General features: G+C 41.6%; 8 protein-coding genes. 7 read left to right on the top strand and 1 reads right to left on the bottom strand.

Translation table 11 applies throughout. The features are described from left to right. Positions 1 to 258: 258 nt before the first annotated feature. Positions 259 to 852: a YajG family lipoprotein gene (locus HMPREF9065_RS00800; RefSeq protein WP_021616994.1), complete on the bottom strand. Its 594-nt coding sequence runs from the start codon at positions 850 to 852 to the stop codon at positions 259 to 261. A gap of 95 nt (positions 853 to 947) precedes the next feature. Between HMPREF9065_RS00800 and HMPREF9065_RS00795 the strand changes: the two genes are divergently transcribed. The 7 genes from HMPREF9065_RS00795 to nqrF all read left to right on the top strand — a co-directional run bounded on the left by HMPREF9065_RS00795 (position 948) and on the right by nqrF (position 7,452). Continuing rightward, complete coding sequence (locus HMPREF9065_RS00795) at positions 948 to 1,259, top strand: BolA family protein (RefSeq protein ID WP_021616995.1); 312 nt, start codon at positions 948 to 950, stop codon at positions 1,257 to 1,259. 360 nt (positions 1,260 to 1,619) lie between these two features. Beyond that, the gene (locus HMPREF9065_RS00790; RefSeq protein ID WP_021616996.1) at positions 1,620 to 2,960 is read left to right on the top strand and encodes a Na(+)-translocating NADH-quinone reductase subunit A; all 1,341 of its coding nucleotides are present in this window, start codon (positions 1,620 to 1,622) and stop codon (positions 2,958 to 2,960) included. 2 nt (positions 2,961 to 2,962) lie between these two features. After that, a complete protein-coding gene (locus tag HMPREF9065_RS00785) occupies positions 2,963 to 4,198 on the top strand; it encodes an NADH:ubiquinone reductase (Na(+)-transporting) subunit B (RefSeq protein WP_021616997.1) in 1,236 nt (411 codons plus the stop codon). Further along, positions 4,191 to 4,976 (top strand): Na(+)-translocating NADH-quinone reductase subunit C, encoded by a 786-nt coding sequence (locus HMPREF9065_RS00780; RefSeq protein WP_006719428.1) that lies wholly within the window; start codon positions 4,191 to 4,193, stop codon positions 4,974 to 4,976. The genes HMPREF9065_RS00785 and HMPREF9065_RS00780 overlap by 8 nt, the downstream gene beginning before the upstream one ends. After that, positions 4,976 to 5,605, top strand: coding sequence for an NADH:ubiquinone reductase (Na(+)-transporting) subunit D (locus HMPREF9065_RS00775; RefSeq protein WP_021616998.1), 630 nt, complete (start codon positions 4,976 to 4,978; stop codon positions 5,603 to 5,605). The genes HMPREF9065_RS00780 and HMPREF9065_RS00775 overlap by 1 nt, the downstream gene beginning before the upstream one ends. Positions 5,606 to 5,608: 3 nt before the next feature. Continuing rightward, a complete protein-coding gene (gene nqrE / locus HMPREF9065_RS00770; protein ID WP_005633378.1) occupies positions 5,609 to 6,205 on the top strand; it encodes an NADH:ubiquinone reductase (Na(+)-transporting) subunit E in 597 nt (198 codons plus the stop codon). Positions 6,206 to 6,216: 11 nt separating this feature from the next. After that, the gene (gene nqrF / locus HMPREF9065_RS00765) at positions 6,217 to 7,452 is read left to right on the top strand and encodes an NADH:ubiquinone reductase (Na(+)-transporting) subunit F (protein ID WP_021616999.1); all 1,236 of its coding nucleotides are present in this window, start codon (positions 6,217 to 6,219) and stop codon (positions 7,450 to 7,452) included. Positions 7,453 to 7,761: the final 309 nt, after the last annotated feature.

A 7,761-nucleotide genomic window follows, 5' to 3' on the forward strand; every position in this document is an offset into this window, starting at 1 on the left:
TGCGTAGCGTGCATCTTGATGCACGACCAAATTATGCACGGAACGTTATTTAACGTTTTCGGGCATTCATGATTTCGTGCAACAAGTTGCACGCTACGATTCTGATTTTGTATTTCGCAAAGCAAAAATTAACGCATAAATTGAAATTAAATTTATGCGTTAATTTTATCTTTGGGATTGTGCCCTAAAAAACACTTGGGATTTTCACCGCACTTTTCTGAGCTAAGCGAGAAAGTGCGGTCATTTTTTGCGACGTTTTTAGTTTGCGTATTGGGTAATCGCTTGAGTGATTTCTTGATCTTTGTAAATAGATTGAACCACTTCGTTAAGCGTTTCGCCGAGTACTTTCTGGATTTCTGCATTTCTTGCCGAGAAAGCACCGGAGTAGTTTCGAGTCGCATTAATATTTTTGCTGAATTGACCCTTCATGCCTTGAACATGGATAGCGAGTTGAATTTTGCTATCAATATCGTAACGTAGATTGCCTTGGTTGACTTTCGCAAAGAACTCTTGCACATCTACAGTGACAGCAGCATTAGAATTATTTGCCATGCCGATACGAAAACCTTTGCTAACCAGATCTTGTTGTGCCACTTGTTGGAATAATTCGGTAACACTTGGCGTTGCGGATAACTTGACGAGTTTACCATCGGCAACATAACTGGAAATTTCAGGCGCTTGGCGCATATCGCGAGTGGTAACGTAAACAACCGTAGATTGATTCACATTCATGGTGGCTTGTGGTGATGGCGGTGTAAAGCTCAAGGTGCTGGGTTCGCTTTGGCAACCAGTTAATACCGCACTGGAAAGCAGAATAGAGCCGAGAATAACGGTTTTCAGATTAAATTTCATAATATCCTCATCAGTTTGATTAATTTGCGCTATTCTTACAAAGTTACAAGTAATTGTATAGTCTCCTCATTTAATAAATCCCTTAAGGAAGAAGTATGTCAAAACAACAAGCATTAGAACAACGATTATGTCAGGAATTTCAACCGCACTTTATTACGGTTGAAAACGAAAGTCATATGCACAGCTCCGGGCGTGGTGCGGATTCACATTTTAAAATTGTATTAGTCAGTGATGCCTTTGAAGGGCAGAGTAAAGTCGCACGCCATCGTAAAATCTATCAATTCCTTTCACAAGATTTACAAAATGGCATCCATGCCTTGGCATTGCATCTTTATACTCAGCAAGAGTGGGATGAATTAGGGCAGCAGTTCCCGAAATCCCCTCGTTGTGCCGGTGTTGGGCTATAGTTCCTTACCTCTTTGTTATTACGCAATAAAATAAAAAATTGATTTTTTGCAAGTTATGTGCAGTTTTTCTTGGAAAATCGAGAAAGAGCCACGTTTCAAAGTGGCATGAACGTTATTATTTGGTTAAAATAAGGCATTTATCTTTAGCAATATTTTAACGTTTTGTCATGGGTGTTGCGTGCCTTTGACAAATAAATAGCAGAATTTGAGTTTTATTTTTACCGGTTGAAGAGTGATTATTTGGTGTAGAGGTATCTTGTTGTTTCTTCTTTAATCATTTCAACAACCATCACTCAAGACGAGGTAATAACCTCAGGGTTATTGCTGTATTTTTAATCTAACAAAAGTAGTGCAAACAATATGATTACGATTAAAAAAGGCTTGGATCTTCCTATTGCAGGAAAACCGGAGCAGGTAATCCATAACGGGAATACCGTTACTGAAGTTGCTTTGCTGGGTGAAGAGTATGTGGGAATGCGCCCTTCGATGAAGGTTCGCGAAGGTGATGTAGTGAAAAAAGGTCAGGTGCTTTTTGAAGACAAAAAGAACCCTGGTGTGATTTTCACCGCACCGGCGAGTGGCACGATCACCGCGATTCATCGTGGCGAGAAACGTGTATTACAGTCTGTGGTAATTAAAGTGGAAGGCAATGAAGCGCTTTCTTTCGATAAATACGAGACAGCTGAACTGAACACGTTAAGTGCAGAGCAAGTGCGTAAAAATTTACAGGAATCCGGTTTATGGACAGCGTTTCGTACCCGTCCATTTAGCAAAGTGCCTGCGATTGATGGCGTGCCTTCATCCATTTTCGTTAATGCGATGGACACCAATCCCCTCGCTGCAGATCCTGCGGTTATTATTGCAGCGTCCGAAAATGATTTCGTCAATGGCTTAACCGTGTTAAGTCGTTTACATGACGGCAACATTCACTTATGTAAAGCGCCTGATAATAAAATTCCGGCATCACACGCGAGTAATGTGATCGTGGATGAATTTGCCGGGCCGCATCCGGCAGGATTAAGTGGCACACATATCCATTTTATTGATCCGGTGGGAATCAATAAAACCGTTTGGTATATCAACTATCAAGATGTGATTGCTATCGGTAAATTATTTACCACTGGTGAGCTCAATGTCGAACGCGTGGTTTCTCTTGCAGGACCACAGGTCAAGTCGCCACGTTTAGTGCGTACAGTCATCGGTGCGAACCTCTCTCAATTAACCGCAGGTGAATTAAAAGACGGTAATAATCGCGTGATTTCTGGTTCCGTGCTTTGCGGTCAAACGGCAAAAGGTGTGCATGATTATTTAGGTCGTTATGCATTACAAGTGTCTGTCATTGCAGAAGGTAATGAGAAAGAGTTCTTCGGTTGGATTACACCACAACCGAATAAATATTCGATTACCCGTACAGTGCTTGGTCACTTTGGCAAGAAATTATTTAACTTCACTACCGCAGAAAATGGTGGTGAACGTGCAATGGTACCAATCGGTAGCTATGAGCGCGTGATGCCGTTGGATATTTTACCGACATTATTATTACGTGATTTAATCGTGGGCGATACCGATGGAGCACAAGCGTTAGGCTGTCTTGAACTAGATGAAGAAGACTTAGCGTTGTGTTCTTTCGTTTGCCCGGGCAAATATGAATACGGTTCAATCTTGCGTCAGGTTTTAGATAAGATTGAGAAGGAAGGTTAAAAATGGGTTTGAAAAATCTTTTTGAAAAAATGGAACCCGCGTTTTTACCAGGCGGTAAATACAGCAAGCTTTATCCGATCTTTGAATCGATTTATACCTTGCTTTATACACCGGGTACGGTAACGCACAAAAACACGCACGTTCGTGATGCGTTAGACTCAAAACGTATGATGATTACGGTTTTCCTAGCATTGTTCCCGGCGATTTTCTACGGTATGTACAATGTGGGTAACCAAGCGATCCCTGCCTTAAATCAATTAGGCAATTTAGAACAATTAATTGCGAGTGATTGGCACTATGCCCTTGCAAGTTCATTGGGTTTAGATTTAACCAATAATGCAACTTGGGGCTCTAAAATGGCGTTAGGAGCGATTTTTTTCTTACCAATTTACTTAGTGGTGTTTACCGTATGTACGATGTGGGAATTGTTATTCTCCGTTGTGCGTGGTCATGAAGTGAATGAAGGGATGTTCGTTTCAACCATTCTTTTCGCCTTAATTGTTCCGCCAACATTGCCATTATGGCAAGCGGCACTCGGTATCACCTTTGGTATCGTAGTAGCAAAAGAAATCTTCGGTGGTGTCGGTCGTAATTTTATGAACCCTGCGCTTGCCGGTCGTGCGTTCTTATTCTTTGCTTACCCGGCTCAAATTTCCGGTGACTTAGTATGGACTGCGGCAGACGGTTTCTCAGGCGCTACCGCACTTTCACAATGGTCACAAGGTGGTCAAGCAGCATTGCAACATACGGTAACCGGTGAGCCAATTACTTGGATGGATGCCTTTATCGGTAATATTCCTGGTTCAATGGGTGAAGTTTCAACGCTCGCATTGTTAATCGGTGGTGCAGTGATCGTGTTCACCCGTATCGCTTCTTGGCGCATTATGGCAGGTGTGATGATCGGTATGATTGGTACTGCAACCTTATTTAACTTAATTGGCTCCGATACTAACCCAATGTTCTCCATGCCTTGGCATTGGCACTTCGTATTAGGTGGTTTTGCTCTTGGTATGATCTTCATGGCAACTGACCCTGTTTCTGCTTCATTTACCAACACCGGTAAATGGTGGTACGGTGCGTTAATTGGTGTGATGGCCGTCTTAATTCGTACAGTGAACCCGGCTTATCCGGAAGGGATGATGTTAGCGATTTTATTTGCAAACTTATTTGCACCAATTTTCGACTACATCGTGGTTCAAGCAAATATCAAACGTCGGAGAGCAAGAACAAATGGCTAAATTTAATAAAGATAGCGTTGGCGGTACAGTTACCGTTGTTGTATTGCTAAGTTTGGTGTGTTCTATTGTGGTTTCCGGTGCCGCAGTTGCATTGAAATCAAAACAAGATGAACAAAAAGCACTGGACGTTCAACGTAATATTTTAACGGTTGCCGGCTTAATGAAAGAAGATAATGCTTCCGTCATTAAAGACACTTATAACAAGTTTATTGAACCGCGTTTAGTGGATTTACAAAGTGGTGATTTTATTCAAGCATCAAAAGACGATGTAGAAAAATTTGACCCAAAAACAGCGGTAAAATCGACCGCACTTAGCCAAGCCATTCCTGCGGAACAAGATAAAGCCGGGATTAAAGTGCGTGCAAATCAGGCGCGTGTTTACCTTGTGAAAGATGAACAAGGCAATGTCAGTCAAGTGGTATTACCAATGTATGGTCGCGGTTTATGGTCAACAATGTACGGTTTCGTTGCGGTTGCCCCAGATGCCAATACCATCAAAGGCATTACTTACTATGATCAAGGTGAAACCGCCGGTCTTGGTGGTGAAATCGCTAATCCGCGTTGGCAAGCACTTTTCGTAGATAAAAAACTGTTTGATGATAATCAACGTGTAGCTATTCGTGTTGCTAAAAATGCGTCTTCTAACAAAGAACACGGCGTTGATGCCTTATCAGGTGCAACTTTAACCTCAAATGGTGTGCAAGGTTCTTTTGATTATTGGTTTAGTCAAAATGGTTTTGGTCCATTCTTAGCAAAATTTAAAGCGGGGGCAAGATAATGGCTGATGCAAAAAGCAATTTAAAAGCACTTTTGCTTAATCCGATCGTAAAAAATAACCCGATTGCGCTGCAAATTTTGGGTATTTGTTCTGCGTTAGCGGTAACAACTCAATTACAAACCGCAATCGTTATGGCAATTGCGGTAAGTTTAGTAACCGGTTTTTCCAGTATGTTTATTTCAATGATTCGCCATTACATTCCAAATAGTATTCGTATCATTGTACAACTGGCAATTATCGCGTCTTTGGTAATTTTGGTTGACCAAGTATTGAAAGCTTTTGCTTATGGTTTATCGAAACAGCTCTCAGTATTCGTGGGATTGATTATTACCAACTGTATCGTAATGGGTCGTGCAGAAGCTTTTGCGATGAAATCTCGTCCACTTGAGAGCTTTGTTGACGGTATCGGTAACGGTTTAGGTTACGGTGCAATTTTATTAATTGTTGCAACGTTACGCGAGTTAATTGGTTCTGGTCGTTTACTTGGCTTCCCAGTATTCCAAACCATTCAAGACGGCGGTTGGTATCAACCGAACGGCTTGTTCCTTCTTGCACCAAGTGCGTTCTTTATTATTGGCTTCATCATTTGGGGCTTAAGAACGTGGAAACCTGAGCAACAGGAGAAATAATCAATGGAACATTATATTAGCCTATTTGTGAAGGCGATCTTCATTGAAAATATGGCGCTTTCTTTCTTCTTAGGAATGTGTACTTTCCTTGCCGTATCGAAAAAAGTGTCAACAGCATTCGGCTTAGGGGTTGCAGTAACAGTTGTGCTTGGCATTTCTGTACCGGCGAACCAATTTGTGTTTGAACACGTGTTAAAAGATGGGGCTTTAGTTGAAGGCGTAGATTTATCCTTCTTAAGCTTTATTACGTTTATCGGGATTATCGCGGGTATCGTTCAAATTCTTGAAATGACGCTCGATAAATTCTTCCCGGCACTTTATAACGCATTGGGGATTTTCCTTCCGCTTATTGCTGTAAACTGTGCGATCTTTGGTGGCGTATCCTTTGCGATTCAACGTGAATATACTTTCGCAGAATCTGCCGTGTATGGCATTGGTGCAGGCTTAGGGTGGATGTTGGCAATCGTTGCGTTAGCCGGTTTAACTGAGAAAATGAAATATGCGGATGTGCCGGCCGGTTTGAAAGGTTTAGGGATTACCTTTATCTCAGCGGGCTTAATGGCTCTTGGCTTTATGTCATTTTCCGGTATTCAGTTATAAGGAGGGCGTAAATGAGCGAAACAACAATTCTTGTACTCGGTGTTGCAGCCTTTACCGCGATCGTTTTAGTGCTTGTCGCCATTATTCTATTTGCTAAATCTAAATTGGTCGATTCTGGCGACATTACCATTCAAATTAATAATGATCCCAATAAAGCCATTACGTTACCAGCCGGTGGCAAATTGCTTGGTGCGCTTGCCAGCAAAGGGATCTTTGTGTCATCAGCTTGTGGAGGTGGCGGTTCCTGTGGTCAATGTGTGGTAAAAGTGAAAAGCGGTGGCGGTGAAATTTTACCGACAGAGTTATCTCACATCACCAAACGTGAAGCGAAAGAAGGCTATCGTCTTTCTTGCCAAGTGAACGTGAAAGGCAATATGGACATTGAATTGCCGGAAGAAATCTTTGGTGTGAAAAAATGGGAATGTACTGTTATTTCTAATGATAACAAAGCCACCTTTATCAAAGAGCTGAAATTAGCGATTCCTGAGGGTGAAGAAGTACCATTCCGTGCTGGTGGTTATATCCAAATCGAAGCCGATCCACATACGGTTTACTATAAAGATTTCGATATTCCGAAAGAATACCATGAGGATTGGGATAAATATGACCTGTGGCGTTATGTGTCCAAGGTCGATGAGCATATTATTCGTGCTTACTCCATGGCATCTTATCCGGAAGAAAAAGGCATTATTATGCTGAACGTACGTATTGCAACACCTCCACCACGTCAACCGGATGTGCCTCCGGGACAAATGTCTTCTTACATTTGGTCATTAAAACCGGGTGATAAAGTGACGATTTCCGGTCCGTTTGGTGAATTCTTCGCGAAAGAAACCGACAACGAAATGGTCTTTATTGGTGGTGGTGCAGGTATGGCGCCAATGCGTTCCCATATCTTTGATCAATTAAAACGTTTGCACTCTAAACGTAAAATGTCTTTCTGGTATGGTGCGCGTTCTAAACGTGAAATGTTCTATGTAGAAGATTTTGATCAGCTTCAAGCAGAAAACCCGAACTTTACATGGCACGTAGCATTATCAGATCCGTTACCGGAAGATAACTGGACAGGTTACACCGGCTTTATTCATAATGTCCTTTATGAAAACTATTTGAAAAATCATGAAGCACCTGAAGATTGTGAATACTACATGTGTGGACCTCCGGTGATGAATGCGGCGGTAATCAAAATGTTGAAAGACCTCGGTGTTGAAGACGAAAACATCTTATTAGATGACTTCGGTGGTTAATCCATAATAGAGAGAAAACTATCTCAAAACTGACCGCACTTAAGCATCATGCTTTCTATGATCAGTTTAAACATAATAAGCCCTGTATTTTGCAGGGCTTATTTTTTTGTCTAAACGAATGCTTTATTTGATTTTTATTATAGCCAGCCAAAGTCTGGCTATGAAAACCATACGCTATGCGTATGGAGCTAAATAGCTTAAGCGATGAACAGAAAAAATCCTCGCTATACAGTGAACAAGGCTGACAACCCAAATTCAACATATAGGAGGATTATTTCCCCCTCGTAGCGTGCAACTTGTTGCACGAAT

Source organism: Aggregatibacter sp. oral taxon 458 str. W10330 (assembly GCF_000466335.1).
GTDB lineage: Bacteria > Pseudomonadota > Gammaproteobacteria > Enterobacterales > Pasteurellaceae > Aggregatibacter.